Here is a 16,830-nt window from a genome sequence, read left to right as displayed (position 1 = left end):
TTAAAATTGATCCGCAATCTGGGCGCGCCTGCTGGCACGAAATGCCTTTAAGAGCCGCATCCTGCCTGCGGATTCAATGTGACACCTGGTATGTAGTTCTATTGTTTTGTTTATGTTGCTTATGGCGGGTGTTCTTGTGATCGACAGATGAGATTTGCTGCGCATGTTTGCACTGATTATGACGTCGTCCCGGTGATTGAATACATGTACAAGTGATAAGTTTTCGCCTACACTAAATTATTGCAAACGGAGACGGGTGCGGATGATGACTCTCGAACAGGATAAAGCGGTACAGCTTGCCGAGGATTTGCGTAACGGTCAGAACGAATTGCTGGAGATGATCGCGAAGGGCGCTCCTTTACGAGAGACATTGACACGGTTGATGTTGCTGATCGAAGCCCAGTCTGATGGTGTCCTGTGTTCGGTCTTGTTGCTGGATGACGATGGTGTTCACATCCGCAAAGGTGCCGGTCCGAGTTTGCCTGAATCCTATATGACTGTCCTCGACGGCTTTGAGATAGGACCTGCCGTCGGTTCTTGCGGCACAGCGATGTATCGGAAAGAGATGGTCATCGTCAGCGATATCATGACCGATCCTTTATGGGCACCTTATAAACAACTGGTTACTGAACACGGTTTGCGGGCCTGCTGGTCGTCACCAGTTTATCTGAACAAAGATAAGGTGCTAGGCACTTTTGCGATGTATTACCGCGAGGTGCGCAGCCCGGGTCCTGCCGATATGACGCTGATTGCCGTTGCGACGCATCTTGCGGGGATTGCGATCGAGCGCACCCGCCGTGAGCAGGAGCTAGAAATCCATCGTCACCATCTGACCGAATTAGTGACCGAGCGTACTGCTGAATTGTCGATAGCAAAAGAGCGGGCTGAGGTCAGCAATATGGCATTGAGCAAGGCGAATCATGAGCTTGCCAGCGCCCTGCATAATCTGAGCATTACACAGGAAGAATTAGTCAGACGGGATAAACTCGCTGCGCTAGCTGCATTAGTGGCAGGTGTCGCACATGAGCTCAATACACCCATCGGTAACGGTCTGATGGTCGCCAGTACATTGTCAGAATTAACCCGTGAATTTGCGCATGCCTATGAGCAGGGTATGAAGCGATCTTCCCTAGAGCATTACCTCGCTGAAGCCATACAGGCCAGTGATATTTTGCAACGTAATTTGCAAAGGGCTGCTGATCTGGTCAGCAGCTTTAAGCAGGTATCGATAGACGAATCGAATTACATGCGATCGACTTTTGTATTAGCCGATTTTGTCGCAGACATTGTCAGCACGATGACGCCATTGCTAGAAAAAAATGCGGTGCAGCTAGTGCAAAATCTGCCCCCAGAATTGACGATTGAGAGCTATTCCGGTCCTCTGGCACAAGTACTGATCAACCTGATCAACAATTGCCTGATTCATGCGTTTGAGGGATGCGCTCATCGAGCGATTGAGATCGCTGCCAGTGTCCAGCCAAAATGGATAAAGCTATCGATCAAAGATAATGGCGTCGGTATTCCTGAGGGGGATCTGAAGCATATTTACGATCCTTTCTTCACGACCAAGCTGGGGGCCGGAAGTTCAGGCTTGGGCTTACACATTACTCACAATATTGTCACCTCTTTGTTGGATGGAAAAATTGATGCAGAGAGTGCAGCCGGGATGGGAACCTGTTTTACGATCAGTTTGCCAGTCCCGGCATAATTGATTTGATTTGCTTGTAGCCGCATCTGATTTTAATTCAAATTTCATGGGTATTTCGTCAGTATTTCAATGCGATTGGTGTCATTGGCGTGACTGGCGTGATTGGTGTTGAACCATGAATTTAGCGTGTCGAAAACCGCACTTGAAGCACTCCAAGGCCACCAAAACCTATCGTGATCTCCGCATCTATCGGTACTTCAAAGCTACCTGCATACGACCCGGTAATGACCGCTTGCCCTGCCAGTAAAGCCTGGCCCTGACTACGCAAATAATTGACTAGCCAGTACAAGGGAATCCGTGGATCAGCATCGGGATGACGGCCCTTGAATTGCTTTGTTGCCTGAGCTCCTGTATGAACATCAATACATAAATGTTCTCGCGCACCGGCGTGTACTGCGCTCAATTCCATTGCGCTTATTTGCGGACCAATGAACAGACCTTGATTCAATAAACCATCAGCCAGATTTTCTACGAAGCTGACGGATTCCGGCGAGGTGTAGCGGCTATCGATTAATTCCAAAGCCAGATGGACCGAGCCAATAGCGGCGTCAATTTCCTCATTGCTGTACGGTTCTGTCTGCACTGGCAGGTTCTGCGCCAGGACAAACGCAAGCTCCGGTTCTATGCGTACCTGGCCCATCCTGTTCCATACTTGACAGTGACCTTGTTCTGCCTGGGCGATTGTGTAAATTGGTGCGATTACTAGTTTGCCCTCAGAGGGTGTGCCGCATTTCCAGGCGCGGACAGTAGCACCAAGTTCGGCTGTTACGCATGCCTGAATCGCCAGCGCAGCCGCCAGATCGCCGGGCCGGCATGATTCTGGCAGCCGCTCGCCCTGAGTGCCGGTGCGGCGCCGTTCAGATAATATGCTGGCTGCCTGAGCGGTGGATGTTGCTGATGTCGCGGATGTGAAAAACGTCGTCATGATTGATATAAGTTAAAGGTCGTGCTGATTAAAATCTGACACCGCATTCAGCGGTCATTTAGTCGTAGTTGAGTTGTAATTCAGCGCTAACTTAGCAGTAACTTAAGGGCAATTGAAAAGGAATTGAAATATTGAACCCGCAGTCTGCATGCGGCCTACAAAGGCATTTCATGCCAGAAGCCGCACCAGTATTGCGGATACTCTTTTGATAGCTTCTAAAAAGCGCTAAATTAAAAAAACACATCTGCAGGACTTACGCGAAAACCAAGACCTTTCAACACAGAGACACAGAGACACAGAGACACAGGCAGGACTAAGTGGCACTATGACGTATGGATTAAATAGTTTTTACAAGTTCCTTTTTTGGGCGTCTAAAAAATATCAGGAACATCGTAGCAGAAATATTCTTTGGTTCTGAACATGCATACAAGATTTGTAGCTTGCAATGCCAATAAAAAAGCCTGCAGATACTGATCCGCAGGCTTTTAGTCAAGCTGGTAAAACGTCTTGGTGGGCAGTTCAGATTAGTCGTGCTTCTGCGTCGCGCTGAGTGCGTTGCCAGGTAAGACTCGTGCTGCCAATTTGGCATTCGTCTTTAGCAAATCCACTTCGTCGCTCAAAATATGAACAGCTTCATTCAGCAGCACATCCTTTGCGTCTTTTTGCTCCTTCTCTGCGGCGATATCTGCGGCTAAATTGCGTTCATTCGCTTGTAGACCATCGTCTGATTTAGACTTGGTTTTTGTCGGTGCTTTTCCGCCATTTTCGCTTGCTTCACGTTGCTTGATTTTGGCTTCTTGTGTTTCTTTTTCTTTGCGTCGTTCTGCTTCGTTTAAAGAAATGAGTTTCTTTTTACGCAGTGTCTGAACTTCGGCAATATCCTCTTGCAGATATTGGAAATCTCTATCCTTTGCCGTACGTGATTCATAGCGTACTTGTAGCAGTGGCAGCAGATCGGTCAGGTCACCAGTTGGTTTGTAATCGGCAGCCTTGATCTGTGTCCAGGGCAGGGCATTGTCATAGCTCGATTCCCCAAAACTCTCAGGATCAGTCAGGCTAGGGAAGCTGATATCCGGCGTGACGCCACGCAATTGCGTAGTGCCTCCGTTGATACGGAAGAACTGTGCGATGGTCATCTTCAGCTCGCCATATTTCGGCTTGCTGTTTTGCGCCATCTGATCGAGGTTGACCAGAGTTTGCACCGTACCTTTGCCGAAACTAGGTTCGCCGATGATGACGCCGCGACCGTAATCCTGAATCGCTGCGGCGAAAATCTCGGAGGCGGATGCGGAGCCACGGTTGATCAGGACGCCAAGAGGACCATTCCATGCGACACCGGCGTCGTTATCGCTCTCGACGCTGATTTTTCCTTGGGAATTGCGTTGCTGCACGACAGGGCCTTTGTCGATAAACAAACCGGTTAATTCGATTGCCTCGGCCAGCGAGCCGCCACCGTTGTTACGCAAGTCGATCAGGACGCTATCGACTTTTTCTTTTTTAAGTTCGTCGAGCAAACGAGAAATGTCGCGTGTGGCGCTACGGAAGTCTTTTTCACCTTTACGCTTGGCGTCAAAATCCTGGTAAAAAGTCGGCAATGAAATGACGCCGATCTGACGCGTGATCGTGCCGCTCTTGACCGGGATAATCGATTTTTTTGCGGCTTGTTGTTCCAGCTTGATCTTGTCTCTGACCAGGCTCACTGTCTGATGCTTGCCGTCAAGGCTGGCATCCGCAGGCAAAATGTCTAATGTGACGACGGTATCCTTGGTGCCGCGTATCAAGTTCACGACGTCATCAATACGCCAGCCAATGACTTCAGTGAACGAGCTATTTTTACCTTGAGCGACGCCAACGATACGATCTCCCACTTTTAGCTGACCGGACAAAGAGGCCGGGCCGCCTGCGACCAGTTCGCGGATGGTGGTGTAATCATCGCGCTCTTGCAGTACCGCGCCGATGCCGATCAGGGACAATTTCATCGCGATATCAAAATCTTCGGATGCCCGCGGCCCCAGATAATTGGTATGCGGTTCAATCGACGTTGCATAGGCATTCATGAAGACCTGGAAGGCATCGTCACTCTTGTACTTGCGCACCCGGTTGATCGATGTGGTGTAGCGCTTATCCAGCGTATCTTTGATCGCGGCCTCGTCTTTGCCAGCCAGCTTCAGACGCAGCCAGTCATTCTTGACCCGCTTGCGCCAGAGATCCTTGACCTCGTCTTCTGACTGCGGCCACGGTTCTTTTTCCCGAGCGTAGGAATAACTTTCTTGCTTAGTAAAGTCGAATCCTTTTTTCAAAATATCCCGCGCATAGGTGAGACGATCGACCAGACGTTTTTCATAGAGATTGAAAATGGCGAAAGGGATATTCAGGTCTTCCTGATAAATTGCATCATCAAGTTTAGTGCGGGCACTGGAAAATTGATTGATATCAGCTTGAGTAAAGAACAGTCTTTCCGGATCCAGCGATTTCAGATAACGGTCAAAAATCTTTTCTGACATCGCGTCGTCAAGCGGGGTCGCTTTGTAGTGGAAACGCGTCAGGAACCGTGCGCTCAGCGCTGCAGCCTGCGATTGTGATTGCTGAGGTAATAGCAATTGCGGTGACGTGGGCTCTAATGTGTCTGCATGTGTGGAGACTGCAAAGACAAACAGCAGTCCCAGTAGGTTTTTCTTCATTTACCGTTCTCCAATTCCATATTACTAAAGTCACATGCCGTGTTAATGATCAAAATGATTTTGTACATTATTGATATGCCTTGATTCCTGTATGACTGTGAGGATACAGAAAGGTTCGATTGCATTATTTCAGATAAGCCAGAGTTTTGTTGAGTTCCAGAGCATAAAGTGGAAACGACATTATCTTCCTTTGTATTTGTATCACTTTGTTTCCAGATTTATTTTCACTGTTTTACAATGCCTTCACGATTGTGAATAAAGTGATTTTTTATTATGGCCAGACTCAGCCGTCTCGTGATTCCGCAACAGCTTCATCATATTATCCAGCGGGGCAATCATCCTCAGGGAATCTTTCAGGATACGGAGGATTACGTCATCTTTTTACAATGGTTACGTGATGCTGCAAAAGCATTTCAGGTAGCGATACATACGTATATTTTGATGCCGGATCACCTGCATTTGCTTGCTACACCATCGGATGAAGCAGGGATTGCGAAGATGATGCAATGGGTGGGGCGTCACTATGTCCCTTATTTTAATCGTAAATATCAGCGGTCCGGTAGCTTATGGCAGGGGCGTTATCGAGCGACGGTGCTGGAGGCCGGAGCCTACTTTTTGAAATGCAGCTTGTCGATAGAAAGTAACCCGATCAGAACAAAAGTCGTCGCTGATGCACAGGAATATCCATGGTCGAGCTATCAGCACCATATCGGCTTGAAAATAGATCCGCTGGTGACGGATCATGCTTTGTATTGGCAATTGGGCAATACACCATTTCAGCGTGAGGCGGCGTACAAGGAGATGATGCAAAAGCCATTAGCTGTTGCGGAAATTGCCACCATGATGGATGCGGCGTTGAAAGGGTGGCTGATTGGTTCCGATGCATTCAAGGCAGAAATGGTTCGCTTAACCGAACGTCGGGTAGCGCCAATGAAACGTGGCAGGCCAAGAAAGGTGCTGGAGAAGGCGGTATAAAGTCGTTAAGCGTATTTAAATTTGCCTGTATTTACTATGTCCCTAATTTAATTTTTTAAAAATTTATGTGAATTTAATTTCACTCTGACCCTAAATGTTCTTGTTGTGATTTCTATTGCGCTGCACTATTCTACGATTCAACCCTATTTTCAATGTGGAGAATCATGATGCATGCGCAAGGCCTGTACGACCCAGCTAACGAACACGACGCCTGTGGTGTGGGCTTTGTGGCACATATCAAAGGTAAAAAATCTCACGCGATTGTTGAACAAGGTCTGTTGATCTTAAAAAATCTCGATCATCGCGGCGCGGTTGGTGCTGACAAATTGATGGGCGATGGCGCTGGTGTGCTGATTCAGATTCCGGATCAATACTATCGCGAGGAAATGAGCAAGCAGGGCGTAGAGTTGCCACCCCCCGGTGAATACGGCGTCGGCATGATTTTTCTGCCGAAAGAACACGCTTCTCGTCTGGCCTGCGAACAAGAGATTGAACGTGCGGTGCGTGCCGAAGGTCAGGTTGTACTGGGCTGGCGCGATGTACCTGTCGATACCGATATGCCAATGTCGCCTTTGGTACGCGAAAAAGAACCGGTAATCCGTCAAATATTTATCGGTCGCGGTGCCGACATCATGGTGACGGATGCGCTGGAGCGCAAACTCTACGTCATCCGTAAATCGGCTGTGCACGCGATTGAGGCATTGAAGCTGATCCACGGCAAAGAATACTTCGTGCCGTCGATGTCGGCCCGTACCATTGTCTACAAAGGCTTGTTGCTGGCCGATCAGGTCGGCGTCTACTACAAAGACTTGCAAGATCCGCGTTGCGTTTCCGCTCTGGCGCTGGTGCATCAGCGTTTCTCTACGAATACTTTCCCTGAGTGGCCGCTGGCTCACCCTTACCGCATGATTGCGCACAACGGTGAGATCAATACCGTCAAAGGTAACTTCAACTGGATGCGTGCGCGTGAAGGCGTGATGAAGTCCGCAGTGCTCGGCGACGATCTGCAAAAACTGTATCCGCTGATTTTTGAAGGTCAGTCTGATACGGCGAGTTTTGATAACGCGCTGGAACTCTTGGTCATGGCGGGTTATCCGATTGCTCAAGCAATGATGATGATGATCCCGGAAGCTTGGGAAAATCACACTATGATGGACGACAACCGTCGTGCATTCTACGAATACCACGCGGCGATGATGGAGCCATGGGATGGCCCGGCAGCGATGGCATTTACCGATGGTCGTCAGATCGGCGGTACGCTTGATCGTAATGGACTGCGTCCGGCGCGCTACATCGTGACGGACGATGATCTGGTGGTGATGGCGTCGGAATCCGGTGTCTTGCCGATTCCTGAATCAAAAATTATCAAGAAGTGGCGTCTGCAACCAGGCAAGATGTTCCTGATTGATCTGGATGCTGGCCGCATCATCGACGATAAAGAAATCAAAGATACCTACTCCAATGCCAAGCCATACAAGCAGTGGATACAATCAGTACGTATCAAGCTCAATGCACTAAAAGCAGAGCAAGCAGTAGAACCATCCAGCGCGACTTTACTGGATCAGCAACAGGCATTTGGCTACACACAAGAAGATTTGAAATTCCTGATGGCACCTATGGCGACCAGTGCTGAAGAGGCGATTGGTTCCATGGGTAATGACTCGTCCCTGGCGGTCATGTCGAATAAACTCAAACCACTGTACAACTATTTTAAGCAGTTGTTTGCACAGGTAACAAATCCGCCTATTGATCCGATTCGTGAAGCGATGGTTATGTCGCTGGTGTCGTTCATCGGACCAAAACCAAATTTGCTGGATACGAACAATATCAATCCACCGATGCGTCTGGAAGTATCGCAGCCGGTATTAGATTTTTCTGATATCGCCAAGTTACGGAACATTAGTGCGAATACCGGTGGCAAGTTTAAATCCTACGAACTCGATATTTGCTACCCGGTCGCCTGGGGTAAAGATGGTATTGAAGCTCGCCTGGCATCGATCTGCGCAGAAGTCGTGGATGCGGTCAAATCCGGCCACAACATCATGATCATCACAGACCGTAAGATGGATGAAGGCAATGTGGCGATTCCTGCTTTGCTGGCGACCTCTACTGTTCACCAACATTTAGTTTCTAAAGGCTTGCGCACCACCACAGGTCTGGTAGTCGAAACAGGTTCTGCGCGTGAAACCCATCATTTTGCCTTGCTGGCAGGCTATGGCGCGGAAGCTGTTCATCCCTACCTGGCAATGCAGACGCTGGCAGATATGGCGAAAGATTTATCAGGTGATTTGTCTGCAGAGAAGGCGATTTACAACTATACGAAAGCCATTGGCAAAGGCCTCATGAAGGTCATGTCGAAAATGGGTATTTCGACCTACATGTCCTACTGCGGCGCGCAGATTTTTGAAGTCATTGGTTTGAATAAATCGTTGGTCGACAAATATTTCAAAGGTACCGCATCGAATGTTGAAGGCATCGGTGTGTTTGAAGTTGCCGAAGAAGCTTTGCGTTTGCATGCGCTGGCATTCGGTAGTGATCCTGTGCTGGCAAATGCACTGGATGCAGGCGGCGAATATGCGTTCCGTATTCGCGGTGAAGACCATATGTGGACACCTGATGCGATTGCCAAATTGCAGCATTCGACGCGTGCTAACAACTTCAATTCTTATAAAGAATACGCTCAGATCATCAACGATCAGTCCAAGCGTCATATGACTTTGCGTGGTCTGTTTGAATTTAAGATTGATCCTGTGAAAGCTATTCCACTTGATCAGGTCGAGCCGGCAAAAGACATCGTCAAACGTTTTGCCACTGGCGCAATGTCCTTGGGTTCTATCAGTACCGAAGCTCATGCAACGCTGGCGATCGCGATGAACCGTATTGGCGGTAAGTCGAACACCGGTGAAGGTGGTGAAGATCCGGCGCGTTATCAGCAAGAGCTGAAAGGTATCCCCATTAAACAAGGACAAACTCTGGCCTCGGTGATCGGTAAAGATCAGATTGAAGTCGATATTCCCTTGCAAGATGGCGACTCCCTGCGTTCTCGTATCAAGCAGGTTGCGTCCGGTCGTTTTGGTGTGACGACAGAATATCTGATCTCTGCCGATCAAATTCAAATCAAGATGGCACAGGGTGCGAAGCCGGGTGAGGGTGGGCAGTTGCCTGGTCATAAGGTATCGGAATACATTGCGAAATTACGTTTTTCAGTACCGGGCGTGGGCTTGATCTCACCACCGCCGCACCATGATATTTATTCGATCGAAGACTTGGCGCAGTTGATTCATGATTTGAAAAATGCCAATCCAAAAGCCTCCATCTCCGTCAAGCTGGTGTCCGAAGTCGGTGTCGGTACTGTTGCGGCTGGCGTGTCCAAAGCAAAAGCTGATCATCTGGTGATTGCCGGGCATGACGGTGGCACAGGCGCATCACCTTTGTCGTCCGTTAAACATGCTGGCACGCCTTGGGAATTAGGCCTGTCTGAGACACAGCAGACTTTGGTACTGAATGGCTTGCGCGGTCGCGTCCGGGTGCAGGCTGATGGTCAGATGAAAACAGGCCGTGACGTCGCTATCGCAGCAATGCTGGGCGCAGATGAAATCGGTTTTGCGACAGCACCGCTGGTTGTCGAAGGTTGCATCATGATGCGTAAGTGTCATTTAAATACGTGCCCGGTTGGTGTGGCGACGCAAGACCCGGTACTGCGTGCGAAATTCTCCGGCAAACCAGAATATGTCGTGAATTATTTCTTCTTTGTCGCAGAAGAAGTGCGTCAGATCATGGCGCAACTGGGTATCCGTACTTATGAAGAATTGATTGGCCGTGTAGATTTACTCGATAAATCGAAAGCAATCTCACATTGGAAAGCGAAAGGTTTAGATTTCAGCCGTATCTTTTATCAGCCAGAAGTCGCTGCAGGCACACCAATTAAACACGTCGACGGTCAGGATCACGGTTTAGAAAATGCTTTGGACAACAAGCTGATTGCGCAGGCAAAAACAGCGTTGGAAACCGGTGAAAAAGTTTCTTTCATTTCACCGATCAAGAACTTGAACCGTACTGTTGGCACCATGTTGTCCGGTGAGGTTGCCAAGCGCTATGGGCATGCGGGTTTGCCAGATGACACGATTCATATTCAGTTGCAAGGCACGGCAGGCCAATCTGCCGGTGCTTTCCTGGCGCATGGCGTCACTCTGGATCTGGTCGGTGAGGGTAACGATTATGTCGGCAAAGGTTTATCCGGTGGACGCATCATCATTCGTCCCAACACGGAATTCCGCGGCTGGGCAGTAGACAATATTATTTGCGGTAACACCGTACTGTACGGCGCGATTTCAGGTGAAGCCTATATTAATGGCGTCGCTGGTGAACGCTTTGCGGTACGTAACTCTGGCGCACTGGCAGTCGTTGAGGGTACAGGCGATCATGGTTGTGAATACATGACAGGCGGTACCGTGATCGTATTAGGTGACACGGGCCGTAACTTTGCTGCGGGTATGTCTGGCGGTATTGCTTACGTCTACGATCCCGATGGTGAATTTGAAGCCAAATGCAATATGTCCATGGTCACACTGGAGCCGGTGATGGCGGGCGATGTACAGGTCGCCACGGTTGATCCGTCGATCTGGCACAGTCGCGTACGTGGTGGTGAAGGCGAGACAGATGAAGCTATTTTGCGTGGTCTGATTGAGCGTCATTTCAAACATACCGGTAGCACACGTGCACGTAATTTACTGGACGATTGGGCCCGCGGACGTTCTAAATTCGTCAAAGTATTTCCGACAGAATACAAACGAGCGCTTGCTGAGATGTTCGCTGCCAAACAAGCACAGAGCACCAAGCAGAAAGTTGCCGCCTAATCGTGTAGATGTTTGTTGATTTGTTGAGTGTCGCGGGCGCAAGCCCGCGCCGGCAAATCTGTTGAATAGTCGGGCAAGGCCCGCACCAGAATCGAAGGAATAGACATGGGTAAAGTAACCGGTTTTATGGAATACCAGCGTTTGCAAGAAGCAAGCGAAGAGCCACAATTACGTAAAAAGCATTACAAAGAATTTTCGCTGCATCTCAATGATGACCAGGCAAAAATTCAGGGTGCAAGATGTATGGACTGCGGTATCCCGTTCTGCAATAACGGTTGCCCTGTCAATAATATTATCCCCGACTGGAACGATCTGGTTTACCACGGCAATTACAAACTTGCATTAGATACACTGCATTCCACTAATAATTTCCCAGAATTTACAGGCCGCATCTGTCCTGCACCTTGCGAATCTGCATGCACTTTGGGTATTAACAGCGACGCAGTCGGGATCAAGTCGATCGAACATTTCATCATCGATAAAGGCTGGGAAAATGGATGGGTCGTACCGCAACCTGCTGCGATCAAAACTGGTAAAAAGGTCGCGATTGTTGGTTCTGGTCCCGCAGGTTTAGCTGCTGCGCAGCAGTTAGCACGCGTCGGGCACAGCGTGACCGTGTTTGAAAAAAATGATCGCGCCGGTGGTTTGTTACGCTATGGTATTCCTGATTTTAAAATGGAAAAATCTCATATCGATCGCCGCGTGGAGCAGATGCAAGCAGAGGGCGTTGTTTTCCGTATCAGCACGCTGGTTGGCAAAGATTTTCCTTCGACGGTCACAAATTGGTCGAAAGAAACCGTCACACCAGAGCAACTGCAAAAAGATTTTGATGCTGTCATTATCGCCGGCGGTGCAGAAACACCGCGTGATTTGCCAGTGCCAGGCCGTGAATTGAAAGGCGTGCATTTTGCGATGGATTTCCTGCCATTACAAAACAAAGTCAACGCCGGTGATAAGGTCAAGGACCAAATCATGGCTACTGCCAAGCATGTTGTGGTGATTGGCGGTGGTGACACAGGTTCGGATTGCGTTGGTACATCTAACCGCCATGGCGCTAAATCCGTAACCCAATTTGAACTGATGCCGCAACCACCTGAGCAAGAGAACAAGCCGATGGTATGGCCGTACTGGCCAATCAAGATGCGCACATCGTCCTCGCACGAAGAGGGCTGTGAGCGTGACTGGGCTGTGGCAACAAAGCGTCTGGAAGGTAAAAATGGCAAAGTCGAGAAGCTGATCGCCGTTCGTGTGGAATGGAAAGACGGCAAAATGCAGGAAGTGCCTGACTCAGAATTCGAAATGAAGGCAGACCTTGTCTTGCTGGCCATGGGTTTCGTCTCGCCAGTCCAGCAAGTGCTGGATGCGTTTGGCGTAGAAAAAGATACCCGCGGCAATGCCAGAGCAACGACGGACGGCGTCGATTGTTACAAAACCAATGTAGATAAAGTCTATGCAGCAGGTGATATGCGCCGCGGCCAGTCCTTGGTCGTATGGGCGATCAGAGAAGGGCGTCAGTGCGCCCGTGAGGTAGATATGGCGTTAATGGGGGAGTCTGTACTGCCGCGGTGATTGCTTCATTTATGTAGTTTTTAAAAAGGCCATTAAACTTTGTTTACGGGCCTTTTTACATTGTGGCCCAGATCTACCAAAGTCATCCGTGTTTTTACGTAACGTTCGTAACGAATGAAAAATTTACTCAGTTAATGTAAATTTGTAGCCAAAATGGTAATTAAATATTAATTGCTGACTTAAGGTTCATTTATTTAATATTTGAAATGTGGTTTGTGTAAAAAATAAATTCTATATCCAATCTGTTTTTTGAAATTTAATTTCATCAATTATGGTTATAAGAAATATTTTATAAATTGCTTGTTTTTACGGCGTGAATTGCTTGCAAGCCTGATTTCTCGTTCTGGATTACAATCTTAGCTTTGCAAACCTATCACCTATCTGTGACTAATCTCGTCGAAATTCGTGACCTACACTTTGGCTATGGTGACCGCTCGATCTTATCGGGGCTCCATATGGATTTTCCGCGCCGCAAAGTTATTGCCGTAATGGGGGGCTCCGGGTCGGGTAAAACTACGATCTTGCGCCTGATTGGCGGGCAGTTGCAGCCTAAGCAGGGCTCGGTTGCCGTTGATGGTCAGGTTGTACACGCTCTTGACACAAATGCGTTGTACGCTTTGCGTCGTAAGATGGGGATGTTATTTCAACATGGCGCTCTCTTTACCGATCTGAGTGTTTTTGAAAACGTCGCCTTCCCTTTTCGTGAACACACGAATCTGACGCCGGATATGTTGCGAGACCTGGTGTTGATGAAATTGCAGGCAGTCGGTTTGCGCAATGCAGCACAATTGAAGCCTGCGGAAATTTCTGGTGGTATGGCGCGCCGCGTTGCGCTGGCCAGAGCTGTTGCACTGGATCCTCAGTTAATTATGTACGACGAGCCGTTCGCTGGCCTTGATCCTATCTCTATGGGCGTTACTGCAAATCTAATCAGGAACTTGAACGACGCTTTGGGGTCTACATCCATTCTAGTGTCGCATGACGTACATGAATCGTTTGCGATTGCAGATTATGTGTATTTTTTATCTCAAGGAAAAATTGTTGCACAAGGTACTCCTGACGACATGCGTACTTCTAGCGATCCTTATGTTAAACAATTTGTGAATGCTGAAAGTGACGGCCCTGTTCCATTCCATTATCCGGGCAAGTCGATGGCAGATGATTTGAGTATCCATGCTCCGGTTAAGTCGCCCATAAAAAATCAAGAGGATGCGCGATGATTGCTCGTCTTGGAAAACTGGTCAGAGAAACTGCAGGTGACCTGGGATATGCAACACGCAGTTTTTTTCAAATTCTATTCAGTACATTCGGTCTCTGGCGCAGACCGCGGCTGGTAACTGATCAGATTCACTTCATCGGAAATTATTCTCTGGTGATCATTGCCATTTCTGGCCTGTTTGTTGGCTTTGTGTTGGGTTATCAAGGGTACTACACACTGAATCGCTATGGTTCGGAGGAAGCTCTGGGCCTGCTGGTCGCGTTATCACTCACGCGTGAACTTGGCCCTGTAGTGACTGCACTATTGTTTGCTGGTCGTGCGGGAACTTCACTGACTGCGGAAATTGGTTTGATGAAAGCGGGTGAGCAACTGGCGGCAATGGAAATGATGGCAGTGAATCCGGTTCAGCGGGTTATTGCGCCACGGTTTCTGGCAGGGTTAATTGCGATGCCTATCCTTACGGCGATCTTCAACGCGATGGGTGTTATCGGCGGTTATCTGGTTGGTGTGAAACTGATCGGTGTTGATAACGGCGCGTTTTGGTCGCAAATGCAGGCTGGCGTTGACGTATTCCAGGATATTGGTAACGGCGTGATTAAAAGTATTGTATTTGGTTTCGCAGTCACCTTTGTTGCTCTGTTTCAGGGTTATGAAGCGCAGCCGACTCCTGAAGGTGTGGCGCGTGCGACAACGCGGACTGTCGTTATTTCTTCTCTGTTAGTTTTATGGCTGGATTTCTTGCTGACGGCCTGGATGTTTCAGTAGATATCGCAGTAAGCGTAAACAGGTTGTGCGCTCCCCGGATGGGTGAGCTTATTGAATGAATTGGATGGTGTCTATGCAAAAAAAATCACTGGATTTCTGGGTTGGCTTGTTTGTATTACTGGGTGCTGCCGCCTTGTTATTTCTGGCGCTCAAGGCAGGTAATATGAGTACGCTGTCGTTTGATAAGACTTATGAGGTCGTTACGCGTTTCGATAATATCGGCGGGCTAAAACCACGTGCCGCCGTGAAGAGTGCTGGCGTCGTAGTGGGTCGCGTCGGTGAAATTAAATTTGACGATAAAACTTACCAGGCAAGTGTGACCTTGCAATTAGAAAATCGTTATAAATTTCCTAAAGATACTTCTGCCAAAATTCTTACAGCAGGTTTGTTAGGTGAGCAATATATAGGACTGGAGCCGGGTGGTGACACCAATAATCTGGCTGCCGGTGACAGAATTAAAATGACTCAGTCGGCAGTTGTTCTGGAAAATCTGATCAGTCAGTTCCTGTTCAGTAAAGCCGCTGAAGGCAAGGATGAAAGCAAATGACATTACAATTTAAAAATATTGGCGTATTACTGGCGCTCACGGTGCTCCTGAATGCCTGTGGCACGAATACGGTCAAAGAAATTAAAAACACCACCACACAAACCTTAAGCACGATCAGTGAGAAAACGAATATCGGGAATAATCCCCGTGATCCGCTGGAGGGGTTTAACCGCACCATGTTCAGTTTCAATGATGCAATTGATCAGGCGATTTTGAAGCCGGTTGCAAAGGCTTATCAAACTGTGACGCCGTCTTTTGTTCAAACAGGCATCGGCAATTTTTTTGGCAATATCGGTGATGTCTGGACTGCAGTGAATAATCTGTTGCAGGGGCGAGTGGCTGATGGCGTGACAGATGTAATGCGTGTAGCAGTTAATACTACGTTTGGTTTGGGCGGTTTAATCGATATCGGATCAGCAGCGGGAATGCCTAAACACAGAGAAGACTTTGGACAGACTCTGGGAACCTGGGGCGTGAAATCCGGGCCTTATCTGGTGTTGCCGGTGTTTGGTCCTTCGACTTTGCGCGACGCAGTTGTGACGCCTATCGATCTGAAGGGGGATTTATGGTCTTATACGACGCCGGTATATGTCAGAAATACTGGAACAGTGCTGCGTCTGGTTGATAAGCGTGCATCTGTGCTGGATGCTGGTAATTTGATTGAAGAGGCGGCATTGGATAAATATGTATTTATTCGTGATGCTTATTTGCAGAGGCGTGCAAGTCAGATTAAGCCCGATGAAGAGTAAGGCAGGCTTGAAATTGTAGAAATCGGCTCAATCTACGCATGCCGCTTCAGAATTATCTGACACTTCCAGGCATTTTATGCAGGCCATGATTTGTAAGTAATTATAAAACTGGTCAACCATTGCATGGCGCGAGTGGTTAAATAAGCACATTGATCAAGCGCATGAGCGCGAAGAAAGTATAACTATGAAATATATTCGTCAATTCCTTTTCTGTATGTTTGCCAGCATGGCATTTGCTGGAACCAGTATGGCAGCAGATGAAGCGCCTGATCAGCTGGTCAAGCGTCTCAGTCAGGAGATCATGGACATTGCCAAGAGCGATAAGGATATCCAGTCAGGAAATCAGAAGCGCGTATTTGATCTGGTGGAAGGAAAAATTTTACCTTTCGTGGATTTTCAGCGCATGACATCCCTGGCAGCAGGCAAGAGCTGGCGTGACGCTACGCCTGATCAGCAAAAACAATTGATCAGCGAATTCCGTAGCTTGCTGATCTTCACTTATTCTGGTGCTATTTCACAGATTAAAGATCAGCGTCTGGAATTCAAGCCTTTCCGTGCCGCAGCTGAAGATACTGAGGTTGAAGTGCGTAGTCAGGTAATTCAAAAGAACGGTGAGGCTTTGCAGCTCAACTATCGTTTGGAAAAACTGGCAACAGGTTGGAAAATTTATGACATCAATGTGCTGGGTGCATGGCTGGTCGAGACTTACAAAGGGACGTTCACTGCTGAAATCAGTAAGTCTGGTATCGATGGCCTGATTAAAACATTGGCGGAAAAAAACAAAAAACTCGCTAGTGCCACAGCTGCAAAGAAATAAACCGTCTTATTTAATCTAT

The 16,830-nt window shown here is 48.3% G+C and carries 11 protein-coding genes; 9 read left to right on the top strand and 2 right to left on the bottom strand.

Annotation, left to right across the window (positions count from 1 at the left end):
• Nucleotides 1–262: 262 nt before the first annotated feature.
• Nucleotides 263–1,708 (top strand): GAF domain-containing sensor histidine kinase, encoded by a 1,446-nt coding sequence (locus tag ACO0K3_RS15580; protein WP_422986135.1) that lies wholly within the window; start codon nucleotides 263–265, stop codon nucleotides 1,706–1,708.
• A gap of 121 nt (nucleotides 1,709–1,829) precedes the next feature.
• Here the strand turns inward: ACO0K3_RS15580 and ACO0K3_RS15575 are convergent, their stop codons facing one another.
• Entirely contained in the window at nucleotides 1,830–2,633 is an 804-nt protein-coding gene (locus tag ACO0K3_RS15575; protein WP_422986133.1) for a hypothetical protein, read from the bottom strand.
• Nucleotides 2,634–3,157: 524 nt separating this feature from the next.
• Entirely contained in the window at nucleotides 3,158–5,314 is a 2,157-nt protein-coding gene (locus ACO0K3_RS15570; RefSeq protein ID WP_422986131.1) for a carboxy terminal-processing peptidase, read from the bottom strand.
• 273 nt (nucleotides 5,315–5,587) lie between these two features.
• Here ACO0K3_RS15570 and ACO0K3_RS15565 point away from each other — a divergent pair, with 273 nt between their 5' ends.
• The 8 genes from ACO0K3_RS15565 (at nucleotide 5,588) to ACO0K3_RS15530 (ending at nucleotide 16,811) form a co-directional block, all read left to right on the top strand.
• On the top strand, nucleotides 5,588–6,289 hold the full coding sequence (locus ACO0K3_RS15565; protein ID WP_422986129.1) for a transposase: 702 nt from the start codon (nucleotides 5,588–5,590) through the stop codon (nucleotides 6,287–6,289).
• A gap of 167 nt (nucleotides 6,290–6,456) precedes the next feature.
• Nucleotides 6,457–11,145, top strand: coding sequence for a glutamate synthase-related protein (locus ACO0K3_RS15560; protein WP_422986391.1), 4,689 nt, complete (start codon nucleotides 6,457–6,459; stop codon nucleotides 11,143–11,145).
• 105 nt (nucleotides 11,146–11,250) lie between these two features.
• Nucleotides 11,251–12,714 (top strand): glutamate synthase subunit beta, encoded by a 1,464-nt coding sequence (locus ACO0K3_RS15555; protein ID WP_422986127.1) that lies wholly within the window; start codon nucleotides 11,251–11,253, stop codon nucleotides 12,712–12,714.
• 383 nt (nucleotides 12,715–13,097) lie between these two features.
• On the top strand, nucleotides 13,098–13,934 hold the full coding sequence (locus tag ACO0K3_RS15550; protein ID WP_422986125.1) for an ABC transporter ATP-binding protein: 837 nt from the start codon (nucleotides 13,098–13,100) through the stop codon (nucleotides 13,932–13,934).
• Nucleotides 13,931–14,698, top strand: coding sequence for a lipid asymmetry maintenance ABC transporter permease subunit MlaE (mlaE, locus tag ACO0K3_RS15545; RefSeq protein ID WP_422986123.1), 768 nt, complete (start codon nucleotides 13,931–13,933; stop codon nucleotides 14,696–14,698). Before ACO0K3_RS15550 ends, mlaE begins: the two co-directional genes overlap by 4 nt.
• A gap of 73 nt (nucleotides 14,699–14,771) precedes the next feature.
• The gene (gene mlaD / locus ACO0K3_RS15540; RefSeq protein ID WP_422957340.1) at nucleotides 14,772–15,245 is read left to right on the top strand and encodes an outer membrane lipid asymmetry maintenance protein MlaD; all 474 of its coding nucleotides are present in this window, start codon (nucleotides 14,772–14,774) and stop codon (nucleotides 15,243–15,245) included.
• Nucleotides 15,242–15,994, top strand: coding sequence for an MlaA family lipoprotein (locus tag ACO0K3_RS15535; protein WP_422986121.1), 753 nt, complete (start codon nucleotides 15,242–15,244; stop codon nucleotides 15,992–15,994). Before mlaD ends, ACO0K3_RS15535 begins: the two co-directional genes overlap by 4 nt.
• A gap of 184 nt (nucleotides 15,995–16,178) precedes the next feature.
• The gene (locus tag ACO0K3_RS15530) at nucleotides 16,179–16,811 is read left to right on the top strand and encodes an MlaC/ttg2D family ABC transporter substrate-binding protein (RefSeq protein WP_422986119.1); all 633 of its coding nucleotides are present in this window, start codon (nucleotides 16,179–16,181) and stop codon (nucleotides 16,809–16,811) included.
• Nucleotides 16,812–16,830 lie beyond the last annotated feature (19 nt).

Source organism: Undibacterium sp. Rencai35W (assembly GCF_049340185.1).
Taxonomy (GTDB): Bacteria; Pseudomonadota; Gammaproteobacteria; order Burkholderiales; family Burkholderiaceae_D; genus Undibacterium.
This window is presented reverse-complemented; position numbering and strand designations above follow the sequence as displayed.

Coding starts and splice junctions, on each gene's coding strand:
- ACO0K3_RS15580 (WP_422986135.1), top strand. CDS start 263: ATGATGACTCTCGAACAGGATAAAGCGGTACAGCTTGCCGAGGATTTG.
- ACO0K3_RS15575 (WP_422986133.1), bottom strand. CDS start 2,633: ATGACGACGTTTTTCACATCCGCGACATCAGCAACATCCACCGCTCAG.
- ACO0K3_RS15570 (WP_422986131.1), bottom strand. CDS start 5,314: ATGAAGAAAAACCTACTGGGACTGCTGTTTGTCTTTGCAGTCTCCACA.
- ACO0K3_RS15565 (WP_422986129.1), top strand. CDS start 5,588: ATGGCCAGACTCAGCCGTCTCGTGATTCCGCAACAGCTTCATCATATT.
- ACO0K3_RS15560 (WP_422986391.1), top strand. CDS start 6,457: ATGCATGCGCAAGGCCTGTACGACCCAGCTAACGAACACGACGCCTGT.
- ACO0K3_RS15555 (WP_422986127.1), top strand. CDS start 11,251: ATGGGTAAAGTAACCGGTTTTATGGAATACCAGCGTTTGCAAGAAGCA.
- mlaE (WP_422986123.1), top strand. CDS start 13,931: ATGATTGCTCGTCTTGGAAAACTGGTCAGAGAAACTGCAGGTGACCTG.
- mlaD (WP_422957340.1), top strand. CDS start 14,772: ATGCAAAAAAAATCACTGGATTTCTGGGTTGGCTTGTTTGTATTACTG.
- ACO0K3_RS15535 (WP_422986121.1), top strand. CDS start 15,242: ATGACATTACAATTTAAAAATATTGGCGTATTACTGGCGCTCACGGTG.
- ACO0K3_RS15530 (WP_422986119.1), top strand. CDS start 16,179: ATGAAATATATTCGTCAATTCCTTTTCTGTATGTTTGCCAGCATGGCA.